At 48.1% G+C, this 19,491-nt stretch carries 17 protein-coding genes; 15 read left to right on the top strand and 2 right to left on the bottom strand.

The features are described from left to right. Positions 1-3: 3 nt before the first annotated feature. Positions 4-2,316 (bottom strand): replication restart helicase PriA, encoded by a 2,313-nt coding sequence (gene priA / locus ACWHX8_RS01590; protein WP_447970222.1) that lies wholly within the window; start codon positions 2,314-2,316, stop codon positions 4-6. Between the two features lie 109 nt (positions 2,317-2,425). Between priA and ACWHX8_RS01585 the strand changes: the two genes are divergently transcribed. Together ACWHX8_RS01585 and ACWHX8_RS01580 are read left to right on the top strand one after the other, a co-directional pair. Beyond that, a complete protein-coding gene (locus ACWHX8_RS01585; RefSeq protein WP_447970221.1) occupies positions 2,426-3,028 on the top strand; it encodes a hypothetical protein in 603 nt (200 codons plus the stop codon). 8 nt (positions 3,029-3,036) lie between these two features. Beyond that, positions 3,037-3,264, top strand: a complete 228-nt coding sequence (locus ACWHX8_RS01580) for a hypothetical protein (RefSeq protein ID WP_447970220.1) — start codon at positions 3,037-3,039, stop codon at positions 3,262-3,264. Positions 3,265-3,342: 78 nt separating this feature from the next. On the opposite strand, the gene ACWHX8_RS01575 is transcribed toward ACWHX8_RS01580, so the two are convergent. Continuing rightward, the gene (locus ACWHX8_RS01575) at positions 3,343-3,729 is read right to left on the bottom strand and encodes a nuclear transport factor 2 family protein (protein WP_447970219.1); all 387 of its coding nucleotides are present in this window, start codon (positions 3,727-3,729) and stop codon (positions 3,343-3,345) included. Between the two features lie 335 nt (positions 3,730-4,064). Here ACWHX8_RS01575 and ACWHX8_RS01570 point away from each other — a divergent pair, with 335 nt between their 5' ends. The 13 genes from ACWHX8_RS01570 (at position 4,065) to ACWHX8_RS01510 (ending at position 19,214) form a co-directional block, all read left to right on the top strand. Beyond that, on the top strand, positions 4,065-5,051 hold the full coding sequence (locus tag ACWHX8_RS01570; protein ID WP_447970218.1) for an endonuclease/exonuclease/phosphatase family protein: 987 nt from the start codon (positions 4,065-4,067) through the stop codon (positions 5,049-5,051). 255 nt (positions 5,052-5,306) lie between these two features. Continuing rightward, the gene (locus ACWHX8_RS01565; RefSeq protein WP_447970217.1) at positions 5,307-5,690 is read left to right on the top strand and encodes an NADH-quinone oxidoreductase subunit A; all 384 of its coding nucleotides are present in this window, start codon (positions 5,307-5,309) and stop codon (positions 5,688-5,690) included. Further along, positions 5,681-6,196: an NADH-quinone oxidoreductase subunit B gene (locus tag ACWHX8_RS01560; protein WP_447970216.1), complete on the top strand. Its 516-nt coding sequence runs from the start codon at positions 5,681-5,683 to the stop codon at positions 6,194-6,196. Before ACWHX8_RS01565 ends, ACWHX8_RS01560 begins: the two co-directional genes overlap by 10 nt. Positions 6,197-6,311: 115 nt before the next feature. Further along, a complete protein-coding gene (locus ACWHX8_RS01555; RefSeq protein ID WP_447970215.1) occupies positions 6,312-6,806 on the top strand; it encodes an NADH-quinone oxidoreductase subunit C in 495 nt (164 codons plus the stop codon). A gap of 215 nt (positions 6,807-7,021) precedes the next feature. After that, positions 7,022-8,164: an NADH dehydrogenase (quinone) subunit D gene (nuoD, locus tag ACWHX8_RS01550; RefSeq protein ID WP_447971842.1), complete on the top strand. Its 1,143-nt coding sequence runs from the start codon at positions 7,022-7,024 to the stop codon at positions 8,162-8,164. Positions 8,165-8,251: 87 nt separating this feature from the next. Then, positions 8,252-10,945 carry a molybdopterin-dependent oxidoreductase gene (locus tag ACWHX8_RS01545; protein WP_447970214.1) on the top strand — a complete coding sequence of 898 codons (2,694 nt, stop codon included), beginning with the start codon at positions 8,252-8,254 and terminating at the stop codon, positions 10,943-10,945. A 19-nt stretch (positions 10,946-10,964) separates the two neighbouring features. Further along, complete coding sequence (gene nuoI / locus ACWHX8_RS01540; protein WP_447970213.1) at positions 10,965-11,540, top strand: NADH-quinone oxidoreductase subunit NuoI; 576 nt, start codon at positions 10,965-10,967, stop codon at positions 11,538-11,540. Positions 11,541-11,549: 9 nt separating this feature from the next. Further along, positions 11,550-12,071, top strand: coding sequence for an NADH-quinone oxidoreductase subunit J family protein (locus ACWHX8_RS01535; protein ID WP_447970212.1), 522 nt, complete (start codon positions 11,550-11,552; stop codon positions 12,069-12,071). Between the two features lie 35 nt (positions 12,072-12,106). Further along, positions 12,107-12,409: an NADH-quinone oxidoreductase subunit NuoK gene (gene nuoK / locus ACWHX8_RS01530; protein ID WP_447970211.1), complete on the top strand. Its 303-nt coding sequence runs from the start codon at positions 12,107-12,109 to the stop codon at positions 12,407-12,409. A gap of 1 nt (position 12,410) precedes the next feature. Next, a complete protein-coding gene (gene nuoL / locus ACWHX8_RS01525) occupies positions 12,411-14,402 on the top strand; it encodes an NADH-quinone oxidoreductase subunit L (protein ID WP_447970210.1) in 1,992 nt (663 codons plus the stop codon). Positions 14,403-14,512: 110 nt separating this feature from the next. After that, complete coding sequence (locus tag ACWHX8_RS01520; protein ID WP_447970209.1) at positions 14,513-16,066, top strand: complex I subunit 4 family protein; 1,554 nt, start codon at positions 14,513-14,515, stop codon at positions 16,064-16,066. 4 nt (positions 16,067-16,070) lie between these two features. Further along, complete coding sequence (locus ACWHX8_RS01515) at positions 16,071-17,681, top strand: complex I subunit 4 family protein (RefSeq protein WP_447970208.1); 1,611 nt, start codon at positions 16,071-16,073, stop codon at positions 17,679-17,681. 39 nt (positions 17,682-17,720) lie between these two features. Continuing rightward, entirely contained in the window at positions 17,721-19,214 is a 1,494-nt protein-coding gene (locus tag ACWHX8_RS01510) for an NADH-quinone oxidoreductase subunit N (protein ID WP_447970207.1), read from the top strand. The last annotated feature ends 277 nt before the right edge of the window (positions 19,215-19,491 follow it).

Raw genomic sequence — 19,491 nt, 5'->3', positions numbered from 1 at the left:
AAGTCATTGAATATTGACAGGATTCACTTTGATCTCCAGCGTGACTCGTTCTTGCCTGAGTTTAATGGCCAGATCTTTCTGTAGACGTTTTACCAGCTCCTGAGAACAGATAGGATCTGTCTCTTTTATGATCAAGACATAGCGAGTCAAACCAGGACTTTTTGCATGAGGCGAAAGCAAAGGGCCTAAGATATTCTCCGACCTTACAGTAGAAGATTGCGTAGCTGGCCGAGACTTTGCGTGGCTCGCACTATTCGTCGACGAAAGTCGCTCTCGACAGTACAGAGCAATTCGTTCCACAGCTTGAGGACGTGCCCCGGATACAACAACATGAATAAGCAGAGAATATGGTGGATAGTTCAAGGCAAGACGGGTGCTGAGCTCTTCCTGATAAAAAATAGAGGGATTTTGCTGAGTCACGGATTGAATCACATAATGGGTAGGAAGCAAAGTCTGAAGGACGATAGCAGATGAAGCATCCGCTTCATCAAGTAATCCCACGGCATCCTGCAGTCGATGATAGGTTCGCTCAGCCGATCGAAAATCCGGAAAGTGCAGTCCGGCATCGGCATTGGGAATCCCGACAAATTGCACGGGTGGAAATGTATCAACATGAAACAACAGCTCCGTCCCAATAAGGATAGAGATGTTTCTGTTTTGAAAATCCTCAAGAATCGTTTTCTCTTGCAAGGAAGTTTTGATTGTTTCTCGATCAAACCGGGCGACACAGGCATCGGGAAATTTTTTCTGAATCATAGCCTCAAGTTGTTCAGTTCCATATCCCGCAGCCTCAATCCGCACTGACTGACACTTCGGACACACCATTGGCGGAACATGAACCGCCCCACAGTACGAACATCGCAGACGGGCCGGCTTTTGATAGAGGATCAACACCACGCCACACTTTGTACATTGCGGCACATGCCCACAGTCTTTACATGTCAGTGAACGAGAAAACCCTTTGCGGTTCAAAAACACGACAACTCGCCCCTTACCTTCCAATGCCTGTTGTATACCGCCCGCCATTTTCTTGGACAAGATGGTTCCATAATCAACGTCACGCAAATTCACGACTTCAATATTGACCGGTTTTCGAAGATTCTGCTCCTGAAACCTATCCGCCTCACCTGCCTGCCCCAATTGGTGAAACGTTTCTAACGAAGGGTGAGAAGAGCCTAGCACAAGCGTGGCTGACTCCAATTGAGCACGCATTCTGGCAACATCTCGTGCATGATAATACGGACTGTGTTCATCTTGAAATGAGGCATCTTCTTCTTGATCCACCCAAATAATCCCGACGGACTGAAGCGGTAAAAAAATGGCCAGTCGCGTCCCAACGACAACGTCAAATCGACCACTATGAATATCCTCCCAGGTCTGAGAACGGACCCGTGCAGAAAGGTCGCCATGGTACTCGGCAACACGTGCTCCCCATACGGTTCGCAACCCATCAACCAAACGAGACACCTGTTGCACTTCTGGACAAAGCACCAATACTGTGCGGTGGCGATCAAGCGTTTCTCGAATAACATTGATGAGATAACGTTCTCGAATAGATCGAGAGGCATCCAGAAGAATTTCATCATACTGTTGAGCGGAAAGCGCTTTACATATACGCGTCAACCAGGGAGTCTCAGCCTCAAGATTTGTGTCATGAAGAAAAGACGATACTTCCACTAACTCCTTTCGAGAATCGGATAAGGAATGGGAAACAGTAGAATGAACAATCGGAGTCGCCGCGGTTTGCTCTGGTGCGTCCCGTACCCATTCAATTTCCTGAATCAACCTCCGACGCTTAAGCCCCGCAATAGCGGAACTGTTCCCATCGATTGACTTAAGAAGAGTTGCGAGCGTTAATCCTTTTGGTGTCTTTGCTAAACGAGTAAGAACGGTAGATTGATCAGGTGAAAGCCGTGATCCGTCCTTCGCCTCCTTGCCTGCTTCCGTAAGAACTATGCGCTTCGCTACGCGATTCGAGGCTACTGGCGGGAGAATGAGTCGAAGTCCAGCACCTGGAGGTGCGAAATAATACGTCTCAACGTGATTCGCTAATTGCAGCAACACCGGGCTCAGGGATGAATCTGAGGGTGCATCGACTATCGCGATAATTTCGCGAAGGTCATGGTGAGAAAATCCTTCTCGAATCGACGGGGCTAAAAACTCGTCAGATAGTTTGAACACGAGTCCTTGTGTGGAGGAACGCCCAAGCGGAACCAGCACTCGACTCCCCACCTGAACCCGACCTGTCAGGCGCGCAGGAATGCGGTAGGTAAAGACTCGATAGCGACGTTGAGGAAAGACAATATCGGCAAACATTGAATAGATAGGTGGGGAGAAGACATTCTAGCAACGCGAGTAGCAACAGACAACGAAGAAGATCATGCCAAGTTTGACCGTTGAAAATTTCCAGTGATATGGTGTAGTCATGCCCTATCACTTTCATCATGTTTCACATCGCAACCAATTCTACGTGCGTTCCTCAGCACTATCTCTAACCCTCGTCGCTATCATGGGATTCGTTAGTGTTTTGGGAATAGACTCTCTCGGGGCAGAAACCTTATCAAAAATCAAAAAGCCATCAACACGTCATCTTATCCCAGTCGTCACACCATCTCCTTTTCCACATATGCAACCGGACAGGAAACCGGAAACCCAACTGCCGGAAGAGCCCGATGAATTCGACAAACGAGAAATAGAAGCGTTTTACGACTGGCGGAATGATATGTTTTTCCGTCGCTTTGATATGACCGGGACAGGAGCCGTGAATTACATGACAGCCAGACGCACATATAAAGTGTGGCTGGATGATTTCGGAACACCCTCCGTCATTACCGTAGCCGATCCCTTGTTCTATTGGATCGACCTGAATAACAATGGACGATTTGAACAAGAGTTAGGTGAAATATGGGTCGACTCCTATGAAGATGGGCTGACGGGCAATGAAAAACCATACGACAATAGCGATCTGCAGCAAGCTCCGACAGAGGTTCCTTTATGGTCGGCCCCGACACCTGATGCTGGTCAATAGGACGCGACATGAACGACCAAGAAAAATCTGACAACTCCAAATCCTCTGGCTCTTCTGAACCGAAAAAACGGATTAACACGCAAATCCACCGGCGCAGTAAAGCTAAAGCCGTCTATCCCCTCTCTGATGAATGGGAGGACTCCTCATCGTCAGTCCCACCCAAACAACTTCGCATGCCATCATCGAACATGAATAAAACTGGCCACGCTCCCTCCCAAGAAACAGAAGAATCTTAAAAGCTCTCATACGCAAACATCCCTAAATTTCTCATGAAATGAACTGCGACTGTGGAAGAAGCATGTCTGGTCGGACTATTAAAACATTGAATTGTCGTGAGCTGATTTCTCGGGGACGATTTGCAAGACATCCCAATGTTCAACCACTTTCCCGCGTTCATCAAAACGGAATATATCGATACTTGCATAATCATTATCCCCTGGCCATTCCTGATGACAATGCAGAACGACATACTCACCTTCAGCGATTACGCGCTTAAAATGAACGTGCTTGCCGGGGTACTCTTCTGCAATTTTTTCGAAAAACTCAATGAATGCCTTCTTTCCATCACCGACGAGCGGGTTATGCTGAATATATACGTCGCCAACATATCGCTTCATGGCTTCAGCTGGCTTACATTGATTAAACATTAGATCATAGAAACTCATAGCGTTCTTTTTATTCCGTTCAAGTTGCTCATTCATGGCAGCGATCCTCCATCTGTCCAGAAAAATTATGGGAACACTCCAAGCAGGAGTCTTCCACAATAACGGAGTGTAAGAAGACTCCTCAATTGACGCAGACCAACGACATAGCTCGAGTCTCTCGAAAGAGATACAGGCCTGTATCTCTTTCGATAACATTCCCACCTTCCTTGCATTCTACATTTTAGAAAATTCAATAATATTAACGTGTTCGACTCCGCTTTATTGCAGGATCATTTCTTGCGAGGGATTGTCTTCATGTAAGACGCCCGTATCAGCATGCTAACGGCACAATACGATGCCTCACAAAGAGTGAACATCACAAGGAGACTGCAATGTTACGAGTGGCCACATTCAATATTGAAAACCTCGATGACAAAACAGATGAGAGGAACCCATCATTGGAGGTTCGGACTCCGATACTTCAAGCCACACTTCGCCGCATCAATGCGGATATCCTGTGCTTGCAAGAAGTTCATGGACAAGAACTCCCGGACCATACGAGCAATAATCCAAAGAGAGCCTTAACCGCATTGGAGACGGTACTGCAAGGTACCGAATACGAAACGTTTCACCGGGTTCATACCATGACCGCTGCGGGAGAGGCCTACAACGAACGAAACCTGGTCATCTTGTCGCGGTATCCCATTACCGCATCAGCTCAATATCGAAATACGCGCATCGATGAGCTGCTCTATCGCCGGGTCACCGCCATTCCTCACGAGGCAGAGGCAAAAAAGGTTGGCTGGGAACGTCCAATCTTGCATGCCGAGATTCAACATCCTCAGCTTGGCAAGATCCACATGCTTAATCTGCACCTCAAGTCCAGAATCGGGACACCCATTCCTGGACAAAAAGACGGGTTTTCCTGGAATAGTGCAGGCGGCTGGGCAGAAGGCAGTTTTCTTTCATCGATTAAACGGGTCGGACAGGCCCTAGAAACGCGTGTGGTGATTGACGATCTGCTTGATAGCGATCCTGAGGCAAAAATCATCGTGTGCGGAGATTTCAATGGCGAGCCTGGGGAAGTCCCGGTCGAAGCCATCTGTGGAAAAGTCGAAAACACCGACAACCCCGATCTACGAGGAAAAGTTTTAATTCCCTGTAGCCTCTCAATCCCTGACTCTGTTCGTTTTAGCCATTATCACCATGGACAGGGTAACCTTTTGGATCATATGGTGATCTCACAGTCGCTGCTACCATTCTTTACGCGAGCAATGATCTATAATGAGAACCTTCATGACGAAAGCTTGCCATTCAGGTTCGATACGAAATATCCCGAAGCCGACCACGCCCCATTCGTGTCTGAGTTCACTGAATAACAAGGAGAGACAATTGCCCATATTTCTAGATTCTCACTGCTTCACATAATGACACGACAGCCTTCCCATCTCGCGACACATACAATCTGATACTCTTTCAAATCTCTGTGACCTGAAAAATTCTTTCGAATCAGTTATATTGGGCCTTTCTTGCTAGTCTTAGGTCTTTTGTTCCATTGATTAGCAAAATTTTTAGGTGCTACGATGCACGATTCGTGAGAAAATACTGACTTTTTGCTTTCGGAGGTCCTTGTTTTGGCTGGCTTTGACCTATTCATCGAATATTTAGACAGTTATTCTGCGGTTCTAATTTTCATTGTCATTGCCCTTGGCTTTGGTGTCGTGACCCTCGTCTTGTCCTATTTGGTCCAACCCAAATACCCGGAAACGGAAAAACTCAGCACCTATGAATGCGGCAGCGAACCATTTTCTGACTCTCGTATGCCGTTTCCTGTTCGATACTATGTCATTGCCATGCTCTTCGTGATTTTTGACATCGAGGTTATTTTCCTCTATCCCTGGGCAATTACATTTAACCAAACTGGGTTAATTGGGTTTATTGAAATGATGATTTTCATTGGGCTATTTGTCGTGGCCTACGTATATGCCTGGAGAAAAGGGGCGCTGGAATGGGATTAGTACAAATAGGAAAACCTGACAAAGATGGTGATCTCGGCATCGTCACCTTAACATTAGAAAAAGCCGTGAATTGGGCTCGAAAAGGCTCCTTGTGGCCCATGACCTTTGGCCTTGCCTGCTGTGCAATCGAGATGATCGCAGCCGTATCCGCGCGATACGATATCGACCGGTATGGAGCCGGCGTTTTTCGTGGCTCACCACGACAGTCTGACCTGATGATTGTCTCAGGCACCGTCTGCCGCCGCATGGCACCGGTGATCCGGAAGGTCTATGACCAAATGCCCGAACCCAAATATGTCATTTCCATGGGATCATGCGCCACTTCCGGCAATATTTACGACAGTTATAGTGTGGTGCAAGGCGTTGATCGCTTTGTGCCTGTGGACATCTATGTTCCAGGCTGTCCGCCAACTCCAGAAGCATTATTTGATGGCATTTTGAAACTTCAAGACCGCATCATGCAAAAACGCGTGTTCACCAAACAGCCGGATCAGGTCAAAGTCTAGGAGTATAGTGAAAAAGGCAAAATGAAAAGTGCAAAACATCAAAATATAAGAATGACGTCCAGCATTCGTGCCTTCGGAACAGTATACGCGCAACGTTAGGCCACATGAGATTGTCATGCACGCGATAGCCGAACACATACAAGCGAAATTCCCGAATGGTTTTGTCAAAGCTGACGAGTGGCGGGGAGACTTGGCTATTACAGTTAAACGCGAAGCGCTACACGACGTCTGCCAGTTTCTTCGTGAAGATCCAGCCATGGATTGCGATTACATGGTTCATGTCAGTTCCGTGGACTGGCCCGACGAAGACGAACGATTTGAAGTCGTCTATGAAGTCCAATCTATTCGAAAGCGGCACCGCGTTCGAATTAAAGCGAGAGTCCCTGAACACGACTGCATCGTCGACTCAATGGTAGATTTATGGAAAGGCGCTGAGTTTATGGAACGGGAAGTCTTCGATATGATGGGCATTCGTTTCGCAAACCACCCTGATCTTCGTCGAATTCTCATGCCCGACGACTATCCGGAAGGCTACCCGCTTCGCAAGGATTTCCCTCTCCAAGGAAAAGGCTGGCGAGATACCTTTGATTTCCTGGATGATCCGGCGTAAGGAGAAATGTAAATTTAAAAATGCAAAGTAAAAAATTAAAAGGCATGAGGATTTTTTCGGCTTCAATTTTACATTTTGCAATTGACACTTTGCATTAGGCTGTAACTATGGCACACCGCATGGAAGACCAACGGGAAACGATCTATAAGGTCGATCCCGAACATCCTGAAACAGAGTCGCTCCCGACCCTTCGGACCGAAGAGCTTCTTCTGAATATGGGCCCTCAACACCCGAGCACACATGGCGTGTTGAAGGTCATCTTGGAGCTTGAAGGTGAGCGTATCGTCAAATCCACCCCGGTGATGGGCTATTTGCATCGTGGCGTGGAAAAGCTGGCGGAAGCTGGAACTTACCATCAATTCATCCCGCATACGGATCGGCTGGATTATGTCTGCGCCATGTACAACAACTTCGCGTATTGCCGAGCGGTTGAGAAATTGATGGACATGACCATTCCCGACCGTGCGGAATATCTTCGAACGATCGTCGCCGAGATCCAACGAATCATTGGGCACTTATTTTGGTTAGGGACACAGGCTCTCGATATTGGAGCCATGACCGTCTTCTTTTATACCTTTCGTGACCGAGAGATTTTACTCGACTGGTTTGACGAACTCTGTGGAGCGAGGTTGACCACGAGTTGGTACCGAATTGGAGGCGTGGAACGGGACTTTAACGATTCATTGATCAAAAAGGTTCGTGACTTCTTGGACTACTTCCCTCCAAAGATTGATGAATACGTCGTATTTCTCGACAAAAATCGCATTTGGCTAGCCAGAACCGTGGGCGTCGCAACCATTTCAGCTGAAGATGCCCTGAGTTTTGGGCTTAGCGGCCCCTCGCTTCGTGGATCTGGGGTGGATTATGATCTACGAAAATATGAGCAGTATGGGGCATATCCCAAATGTGAGTTTAGTGTCCCCGTTGGGAAAAATGGCGACACGTACGATCGCTATTGGATTCGAATTGAAGAAATGCGGGAAAGCATCAAGATTATTCAACAATGTATGGATCAAATGGAACCAGGTCCCGTGATGGCCGATGTCCCAAGTGTGACATTGCCTCCGAAAGATCGTGTATTTAAAAATCTCGAATCCATGATTCAGCAGTTTAAGCTCTTTTCCCAGGGATTTGATGCACCAGTCGGAGAAATCTACTGTGGAACCGAAGCCCATAAAGGCGAACTCGGGTTTTATATTGTGAGTACCGGTGGCGGCCAACCCTACCGGATGAAAATTCGCTCACCATCGTTTATTCATATGGGTGCTTTCGATTATATGGCCCGCGGCTATATGATCTCTGATGCCATCACCATTTTTGGAACCTATGATATTGTGATGGGGGAATGTGATCGGTGAAAGATATAATGCAAAATAGATAATACAAAATTCAGAACTTTGTATTTTGACACTGTACGTTTTGCATGCATGTTAAGAGGATAGAATATGGGATTAAAGCCAGTTACATCACCAGATACAGAAGCCACAACGATTGAGCTTACGCTCGACGGGGAGGTTGTCACCGCCAAAGAGGGCGTTTCGCTCTACGATGTCATTTCGAGCACCGGGAAAATCGTCCCAGCCATGTGCTATCACTATACATTTGACCCTTTCGGATCGTGCGGAATGTGCCTGGTCATGCAAGAAGGGAAAAAAGCGCCTGTTCGTTCTTGTACAGCAAAGGCAACGGCCGGCATGGTGATTCGAACGGAAGGTGACGACTTATTTGCTGCTCGAAAGAAAGGCGTAGAAAAGCATTTATCGGTCCATCCTCTTGATTGCCCGGTATGTGATGCCGATGGCCACTGCGAACTCCAAGACATGGCGTTTGAACACGGCGTCACTGACCTCGCAAACGCGAAGCAGAAAAATATCCCTGAAGACACACGCAGTCTCGTCCTCGACTTCAATATGAACCGCTGCATTGCCTGCGGCGAATGCATCAATATTTGCAAAGACGTCCAACGCATCGATGCCTTGCAATTTATGAAAAAAGGTGGATTTACCCAGGTTGTTGCCAAAGGCGATCAAGCCCTGGATTGCGAGTTTTGCGGAGATTGCCTGGCCGTCTGCCCAGTTGGCGCGATTACAAACAAATATTCCAAATACGCCTACAAGCCCTGGCAACTGAAAAAAACCACAACCACCTGTAATTACTGTGGTGACGGATGCCAAATGTATGTCGAAACAAAAGACACGGAAGTCACACGTGTCACCTCTCCCTTATCCTGGAAAAATAAATGGGGGGATCGTGGCGATACGGTGAATGGGCACGGTGGATTGTGTGTCCGCGGTCGATTTGGGTTTCAGTTTATCGACAGCAAAACCCGCTTGAAGTCTCCCCTGGTACGCACCGAAGCCGGATTAACAGAAACGCCTTGGATCGACGCCCTTGATATTGCTGCCGGTCGTTTGGCGTATGTCAAAAAGACCTATGGAGAACAAGCCATCGCCGGACTCATTACCGCTCGATGCACGAATGAAGACCTGTATGTCTTTCAAAAGTTCATGCGTACGGTCATCGGGACAAACCACATCGATAGTAGTGCACGGTACGGACATGTCAATTTTGTTCGCGCGGCACAGCATGCACTCGGCGCCACACGCATGACCAATACTTCTGAAGAAATTACACGGGCTCAAGCGATTCTGCTCATTGGATCCAATATTACGGAAACCAATCCCGTCGCGAGTCTCCGGGTCAAAGCGGCGTTAGGTGTCTATAAAGCCCACGTGATCGTTGTGGATTCTGCACAAACGAACATGGCAACCTTGGCGTCACATCCGACAATCGTAAAACCGGGAACCGAAGGCTTGTTTGTGCAAGGGCTGGTCAAATCAGCAATCCAGCAAGATCTCGTTGATGAAGATGTGGTCAAACAATCCCCAGAAGCCTATGCGGCATTACGGCAAGCGATTGACTCTCTCACGCTCGACCAGATCGCTGAACAGACCGGAACATCGGTATCGCACATCAACGAAGTCACAAAAATTTTCGCAGAGGCGTCTCGCTCGATTATTCTCTGTGGCGAAGGCATCGTTCGACAGACCAAGGGCTATCATCACGTCCTCAATTTGATTGATCTGTTATGGGTGACTGGCAAAATCGGAAGACCTGGTTGCGGGATTAACACCTTAACCGAAGAAGCCAATGAACAAGGGGCATTAGACATGGGAGTCGGCCCTGAATTTCTCCCTGGCGGACTCGCCTATGATAACCCTGAGGCACGGGAAAAGTTCTCGAATGCATGGCTGACGGAGCTTCCGCCAGCTGGACAAGGCGATTCTCTCCTGGATATCCTCAAACGATGTCAAAGCGGTGAAATCAAAGCACTCTACGTGGTTGGAGAAAACCCGTTGGGAACACTTCCAGCATCATGTGACGTTGAAGCCGCACTCAAGAATCTTGAAGTGTTGATCTGCCAAGATCCTTTTATGACTGAAACCAGCGCGCTGGCTCATGTCGTATTTCCCGCTACAACCTTTGCAGAAAAAGATGGCACCGTCACCAATCAAGAAGGTAAAGTGCAATTTCTTCGACCCGTCTTCGATCCTCTAGATGAAAGCGCCATTGATTGGCATATTATGGCAGGGATTGCGAACGGGCTCGGGGCTTCACTCGACTTTGAGACGACCAACGATATTCAACGAGAAATCATGAAGATCCTGCCAGGATATTACAATCTTGGCCAACCATCAAAAGTAGCGGTCAATCCTGAAGCCTACTTGCACAATGGATATTCTACCGAAGTCGGCTCTCGCTATGAGCAATCGCCTCCTACGACTCAAACGCCACGACCGTTTGCGTTAAAAATGATTCAATTGCTGTATCATTCTGGAAAACTTTCGACTCAAGCCTCTGGACTCCTGGCGATTGCCCCGAATACGAAAAAACTGCATATGCATCCACAAGATATCGAGCAACTCGGCCTTTCTACTCACGACCACATTCGTGTCACATCTGATGCCATGAGTGTTGAACTCGGCGTTAAGCCAGATTTGTCTATCATGCCTGGAAGCTGTGGCTTCCCAGAGCATTTCAATGATCCTCCCGTGAAAGATTTGATGTCGGTCCAGATTGATCCGCACACACATGTGCCCTATTTCAAGCTCGCACACGTGACTATTGAAAAAACGTGACCTGACGAAGGAACAATTGATGGCAACTCAGTCTAATAATTGGTCTAAAAAAATACTCGATGCGGTCTTTTTTCGCGAAATTTGGGATGCGATGAAAGTCACGTTTAAGCACATGTTTCATCGTCCCATGACCTTTGAATATCCAAGAGAAAAACGAACGATTCCTGATGCCCACCGCGGCGCACTTGGTTTATTACGTTACGATGATGGGAAAGAACGCTGCGTCGGCTGCGACCTCTGCGAAGCCGCCTGTCCGTCCCGATGCATCAAGGTGATTAGCGAAGAAGATAAGTCGCTTCCCCTTCAACGGTATGCAACTGAATTCTATATCGATATCACTAAGTGCGTGTTTTGCGGGTATTGCGTTGAAGCCTGTCCGGTCAATGCGCTGGCCATGACGAAATTGTATGAATTCTCCACACACGATAAACGGACTCTCCTCTTCGACAAAGAGCGGCTGTACGATATTGGCGAACGATACTTAGACGACGCCAAAAAATATCTCTATGCGCATAACCAAGAAAAAGAGGGGGAAGAGAGTATCGCCTACCGTTACCATTTCCCTGTTCCTGTTGAAAAATCTCAGGATTCGTAAGACTTCACGATGATGTGGTTGCTTTTTGCGTACTTTTCCACGATTAGTATCGTGGCCGGGGTCATGACTGTGGCCTTCAGAAATCCCGTGCACTGTGGCCTCGCGCTGCTGACGCTCCTGCTCCATGTTGCCGGGCTGTTTGTTCTCCTGAATTCCGAATTTCTTTTTGCCGTTCAAATCATCGTCTACGCAGGGGCCATTCTCGTTCTCTACCTCTTTGTCTTGATGTTGCTTAACCTCAAAACCGAAGAGCAGCATCTGCATCGCAAATATGCGCTTGTCCTCTTTGCGTCTGTCGGAATATTCTGTGAACTCTTATTCCTCCTGCTGCAGTCACCGTATGGTGGGGTCAAAGGCACCGCCTCTCCGCAAGTACTGCTCGCAACAGGACCAAGTCAGGCCATCGGCATTACGATGTTCAGTGACTATTTACTCTTATTTGAAATCGTTGGAGTATTTTTGCTTGGCGCCATTATCGGCGCTATTGTGCTGGCGAAAACACCGTCGACTATCGAGGCAAAACCTGAGTGAGTAAGAAAAGAACCGTCATTTCATAGGTTTTTATAATGATACCTCTTGAAGCCTATGTAGCCGTCAGCGCCATCCTGTTTATGACAGGACTGGTTGGCGTATTGGTTCGACGTAATTTTATCGTCGTTCTCATGTGTGTTGAAATCATGCTGAATGCCGCCAATATTAATCTAGTGGCGTTCTCTCATTATCTCGAATCGATGGCTGGTCAAATGGCCGCCTTGTTTATCATTGCCATTGCTGCTGGCGAAGCGGCGATCGGGCTTGCCATTATTATCGTCGTCTTCCGTGGCAAGATTGCCACCAATGTCGACGAAATTAATATTTTAAAGTGGTAACGTGTTTGATCTTTTAGTTCTGCTCATTCCCATCTTTCCGCTTCTGGCCGTTATCGCAAACGGACTATTTGGGTCTCGGTATCCCACCGAACTGGCTGGGCGGTTAGCGTTTGGCTCTGTGGGCCTGTCGTTTCTGTGTACGCTCGGTGTCTTGGGCCATGTCATCTCCGATCCCACTCCACGAGAAGTCGTGGCCTACTCTTGGATTTTTGGAGGCGACCTTTCCATCGACCTGGCCTTCCTGATTGATCCGCTCACCACAGTCTTTTTGATGGTCATTACGGGCGTTGGGCTCCTGATTCACATCTATTCCATCGGATACATGCACGGAGAAGAGGGCTTTACCCGCTTCTTCACCTATATGAATTTGTTCATGGTCTCCATGCTGCTCTTGGTCATGGGGAACAATTACCTGGTCTTGTTTATCGGCTGGGAAGGCGTCGGCCTCTGTTCCTATCTGCTGATTGGATACTACTACGAAAAAATATCCGCTGGAAAAGCCGCCACCAAAGCCTTTGTGGTCAACCGCATTGGAGACGCTGGATTTCTGCTTGCGGTCTTTTTAATTTTCGTCGAATTCCGAACCCTTGATTATCTAAAGGTCCTTGAACAAGCCCCCCAGCTCTCCACGGGAATGGCTACTGCCATCGCCTTGTGCTTGCTTGTCGGCGCAGTTGGGAAATCCGCTCAGCTTCCCCTCTACACATGGCTCCCTGACGCGATGGAGGGACCGACTCCGGTCAGCGCGTTGATTCATGCGGCGACTATGGTAACCGCCGGGGTCTACATGATTGTTCGAAATCACGCTATTTTCGACATGGCACCAATCGCACTGACCACCGTTGGCATTGTCGGCGGCGTCACCGCCTTATTTGCCGCTACCATCGGACTCGTACAAAACGACATCAAGCGCGTTCTGGCCTACTCCACCGTCAGTCAATTGGGGTACATGTTCCTAGCCTGTGGTATTGGTGCGTACACGGCAGCAATCTTTCACGTGGTAACACATGCGTTTTTCAAAGCCCTCTTGTTCCTTTCCGCCGGTGCGGTCATTCACTCACTGGAAGGCGAACAGGACATCCGGAAAATGGGCGACCTGCATAATAAAATACCCATCACCTATAAGGTCTTTCTGATCGGGACCATCGCTATCGCAGGTATTCCACCGTTAGCCGGATTCTGGAGTAAGGATGAAATCATGGCGCATGCCTTCATCCATCACCATTATTTCTTATATGTGCTTGCAGCCATTGGAGCATTTCTCACCAGTTTTTATATGTTCCGATTGACGAATTTGACATTCTATGGATCTTCACGAGTCGATCCAAAAGTCGAATCGCACATTCACGAATCACCAAACATCATGACAGTACCCCTCATGGTCCTTGCCGGCCTCTCAGTCGTCGGAGGGTTACTACTGGGATTTCCGCCTGAACATGGACTACTTCACGGATTTCTTCATGATGTCGCCACACCGCTCGGTGCAGCAGCCCATGAAGTCAATGTAGGCCTGCTGATTGGGTTAGCGACGTTTGCAACCCTTATTGCCGTGTCTGGATGGGCGCTAGCCCGTCACATGTATATCACCAAACCTGGCCTCGCTGACGAATGGATGCACAAAGCTTCCGGGGCATATACGACCTTACTCAACAAATATTATGTCGACGAATTCTATGACAAGATCATTGTCGAGCCGTGCAAGCGGCTTGGAGAAATATGGGATTGGATTGATCGACACATTATCGATCGCTTTATCATTGGCATCGGCAACATGACCGATGTGAGTGCCGCAGGGATTACCTGGACCGAAAAACATGTGATGTACGCTGGGCTCAATGTCATTGGGTATGGACATCACATAGCAGCTTGGGCCTGGAGAAAACTCCAAAGCGGCATGGTTCATCATTACGCCGCTATTATTATTATCGGGTTAGCCATACTGGTCCATGTGGCGTTCTTGTGGTTTACCAGTGCCACAGCATTTGGACAATAATTTATAGCGAATCCAAAGAAGGCCCAGATAACCATTTTCATTCACTTTGCGCAGTTACACATGTTAAGCATTAAAGGTTCATTGAAACGGCTATAAAGTACTACGAAACGATGCAAGAAGAATTACAAGCCGGGTTTCCCATCCTGACGTTTCTCACGTTCTTTCCGCTTCTTGGCGCCATAATCATCTGGGCCATGAAGGATCAGGATTTGATCAAGAAGTCTGCCCTGGGCATTGTCGTTCTGGAATTTTTCGTCTCGGCTTGGTTGTTGATGGGCTTCGTCCCGGATACGGCTGCCATGCAATTTTCCGAGCGCTATAGTTGGATTCCGCAACTTGGTATCAGCTATCACATGGCGGTTGATGGCATCAGCATTCTCTTCGTTGGGCTCACCGCATTCCTAAGCGTGCTCTTAGTGCTCTACGCCTGGGATACCGTCAAGATTCATCCTAAAGCTTTCTTCATGAGTCTCTTGGCGCTTGAAGCCACCATTATGGGCATTTTTGTCTCCATCGACCTCATTTTGTTCTTTGTGTTCTGGGAACTCATGCTCATTCCCAGTTACTTCATGATCAAGTTATGGGGTCTTGGGTCTCAGTGCCAATATGCCGCCTTAAAGTACGTCCTGTACACCCTATTAGGCAGCGTCTTCATGTTAGTCGGCTTCTGCCTGCTTGATTTGAATTATTACTCCGTAAAACAGACCTATAGCTTTGACCTCGTGGACCTCCTGTCGGTTCCCATTCCAGTCGGCCAGCAAATATTGATTTTCTGGCTTATTTTTATGGGATTCGCGTTTAAAGCGCCGGTCTTTCCGTTTCATAGCTGGCTTCCCGATGCCTTGACGCAGGGTCCCATCCCAACATCTGTTCTGCTGGCCGGCATTAAAATGGGCACCTATGGCTTTCTGCGATTTAGTTTTCCTCTGCTTCCCGATGCCTCACGCGATGAGACCGTCGTCGCCATCGTGATGACACTTGGACTCATTGCCATTGTCTATGGCGCAATCGTCGCGATTATTCAACCGGACTTCCGGCGCCTGTTGGTCTTCAGCAGTATCAGCCATTTAGGGTTTGTCGTCATTGGTCTGTTTGCATTGAACTTTCAAGGCATTCAAGGCAGCCTCTTAACGATGATCAACCTTGGATTCAGTACCGCAGGCTTGTTCTTTCTTGCTGGATTTGTCTATGAACGGCTGGGACACACCAATGTCCATGAATGTAGTGGGCTCGCCAAAAAGATGCCTCTACTGGCGACCTTCTTCCTCATCATCGGCATGGCCTCAATTGGCCTTCCCGGAACCAACGGATTCGTGGGTGAATTTCTGATTTTGCTCGGCGCCTTTCAAGCCTATTGGGTCTACGGAGCAATTGCCGTCACAGGAGTTATCTTTGCCGCCGCGTACTTCTTATGGTTTTACGAGCGAGCGATTTTCGGCCCACTGCATAAATCCATTCCTGCGGGTCTCAAGGATCTCAATACACGGGAATGGGGAATTGGTATTGCGCTATGCGTGATGATTTTTTGGATCGGTCTTTACCCATCTCCATTTTTACGCATGATGAACGGGTCGGTACAAGAAGTGGTGGATCGACTGAATCACGGTAGTGCGGCGATGACGACACCAGCTTCTCACGTGCTTAGCCAAGTGGTACAGGATTAAGACTATGGGTGAATATTCTCTACTGATTATCCTATTTGCTCCATTTCTTGGGGCAATCGGATTGATCTTTGTCCCCAGAAAAGAAGAACTGCTTACACGCATGATCGCGGCCGTCTCATCCGGCATTTGCCTGCTTGCCTCGTTTTATATTTTCTTCGCCTATGACACGGAAAAGGCCGGCTATCAATTTGTGCAACGATTTCCCTGGTCCGAAGAACTGGGCATCGCCTTTTATGTCGGCGTGGATGGCATCGGCGGCCCACTCGTCTTTGCTTCGGCCATACTGTTGTTCGCCGGTGTCTTTGTCTCCTGGCACATTCAAGACCGGATCAAAGAATTCTATATCTTCCTGTTGATCCTGGCCGCAGCGACTATTGGCGTCTTCATGTCGCTGGACCTGTTCTTCCTGTACTTCTTCTATGAGATGTCCGTGTTGCCCATGTATGTCCTGTTAGGCATGTGGGGGAGCCACACCAAAGGCTATCTCTCCATGACCGATCCCGAAGGACTTAAGCTCCGCGATTCTGTCGGGTTTATTTTCAATTTTGGGTCGAACAGCAAAGAGTACGCGGCCATGAAGCTCACCCTCTTTCTCTCCGCGGGAGCTGTCGTCGCATTAATGGGCATTTTGCTGATCTACCATTTTTCCGGCTTGCATACCTTTGATATCGTGGCCCTCAGAGAACAGACGGGCATCCAGGAAAACAGTACACTCGCAATCATTATCTGGTTTCTGGTGTTTTTCGGGTTTGCCTCGATCGCACCGATTTGGCCATTACATTCCTGGTCCCCAGTCGGACATGCTGCAGCACCGGCTGCCACCAGTATGCTACATGCTGGCGTATTGATGAAGCTTGGACATTTCTCGATTATTCGAGTTGGCTATGAAATTCTTCCCGAGACCACACGAGAATGGATTTGGATCGCCGCCGTGCTCTGCGTATTCAGCATTATCTATGGTGGGCTGGTCTCATACTTTGCAAAAGACACCAAGTATATTATCGGGTATTCCAGTTCTTCGCATATGGGGTATATCTTTTTAGGTATGGCAGCGCTGGACTACATCAGCTTGACTGGCGCCGTCATTTATATGTTTGCCCATGCTTTAGCCACCAGCATGTTGTTTGCGATGGCCGGGTGGGTCTATGACCAAACTCATACCAGAGACATTCCTTCGCTTGGAGGACTGATGAAGAAGATGCCCTTCATCTCAGGAGCGTTTATTGTTGCCTGTATGGCCTCCATAGGTATGCCAGGAACCGTCAACTTTATTGCTGAAATTATGATTATTGTGGGGAGTTGGGAGAAGTATCCCTTCCAGGTCATCGTGGCGGTACTCGGCATTGTGCTGACACTCGCCTACTTATTTAAGATGATGCGTGGGCTGTTCTATGGAGAACTCTCACCCGAATATGGCCATGCGCAAGATGCCAGAACATTTGTTGATCGCATGCCACTGATTCTGCTGATCGTCTGCAGTGTCTCGCTAGGAATTTTCCCAGGGCATTTCTATGACGTGGTCCGCTCAACGGTAGAACCCATGCTCGACCGGATCAATCAGGTCGCTCCCGTTGTCAATCAAGTCAGCCAACATTCACAAGGATTGTTGCCGTAAGCATATGTTACAGACCTCTCATGCTGCGCATAACACGTTATGATGATATTTGACCTTACACTTACAGGCTCAGATCTCCTTCTGGTCCTGCCGGAAATTTTCCTGACCCTTTGGCTGTGCACCGTGTTATCGGTCGACTTTTCCATGCGCAAGGTTCAACACGAGACCTTGGCCTATCTCAGTATTGGTGGACTCCTTGCCACCGTCCTCATCCTCATTTGGTTTGACCAGGCCGGAATAATCGGCACCCTTTTTAAAAACATGTATGTGGTCGACCACCTCTCTATCTTTTTTAAGATTCTGATATTGCTTGCCACCGCGATGGTTATCTTTATCTCCATTGATTACGTCAAAGGCTTTCGATTTTTCAAAGGTGAATACTACTTCATGGTCATGATGTCAGGTCTCGGCATGATGTTCATGTCTTCGGCAAATGATTTAATTTCCGTCTTTGTCACGCTTGAGTTTTCAACGTTCGGGTTCTACGTACTTGTGGCCTATCTCCGAGACGACATCCGCTCGAGTGAAGCTGGATTGAAGTTTTTCATTTTGGGTGTTTTTGCGGCAGGACTCTTAGCTTACGGGATCAGCCTGGTCTATGGGGAAACTGGAACACTCATATTCTCGGAAATGGCTGGAAACCCTGGAAGCTACGGACTCGCAATAGGGTTTCTGCTCATTTTTGCCGCACTCGGGTTTAAAATCGGCGCCGTACCATTTCACTCGTGGATTCCCGACACCTATCAAGGGGCCCCGACTCCCGTCACCGCTTTTCTCTCCATTGCTCCCAAAGCCGCAGCCATCGCTATTTTAATCCGCATGTTCTATGTCGGCCTGGCATCGTTCAAACCCATGTGGATCTTGATGTTTGTCTGCGCCTCAATTATCTCGATGACGTATGGAAACGTTGTTGCCATTGCGCAAAAGAATATCAAACGCCTCTTGGCCTATTCCGGCATAGCCCAAATCGGAACCATCATGGTCGGGCTAGCCGCTGGAACCAAACAAGGCAGCGACGCCATCTTGTTTTATCTGCTCACCTATCTATTTGCTAACATCGGCGCGTTTGCGGTGATCATCGCCGTGAGTAATTTCATTAAAAGCGATGAAATTGAAGACTACAATGGCCTCAATCGCCGCTCGCCGTTTCTAGCCGCAGCCATGTTCTTATTTTTACTTTCGTTAGCTGGGGTGCCGCCGCTTGCAGGATTTATTGGAAAGCTCTACTTATTCGTAGCCGCCATCGAAGAAGAACTCTATACGCTGTTGATCGTCGGGCTCATTAACATCGTCATTTCCATGTATTACTACCTGATCGTCGTCAAAAAGATGTATATCAATGAACCGGTTGACTCAACTCCAGTCACCGTATCGTTACCGATTAAAACCGTCGTCTACGTCTGCGTCGCCGGGACCTTACTCTTAGGAATTTTTCCTGGAGCGTTCATTGACTGGGCCGTTTCAGCAACGTTAATGTTCTCCAAGATTGCCCCACCCGCAACAGCCGCCCTGTCTATCCTCCCAGGCGGCTAACACTCCTCGTATTGCCCTTTCCCCTATCCTAGTCTAGCCGTCTATCGATTCCAAACTTCCACGCTACACACTTGCAGCAGTTTGACTTAATCCATTCCAAACTAGTCAAAGAGATACTTATAGCCGATTCAATGAACTTCTGTATCCTGAAGCGTTTATACCACGTTGAATGTTCTCCTGGTTCAACTGGACTTGGGGCACCTGTAATCGAGACAGAAGGTGCCGCAAGGCACAACGATGTATAGCCGTCAGGCCCATGTAGTTTGCCCAACGACCG

Source organism: Nitrospira sp. M1 (assembly GCF_965152605.1).
Note: the sequence above shows the minus strand (reverse complement) of the source record. Positions and strands in the feature narration are given on the sequence as shown.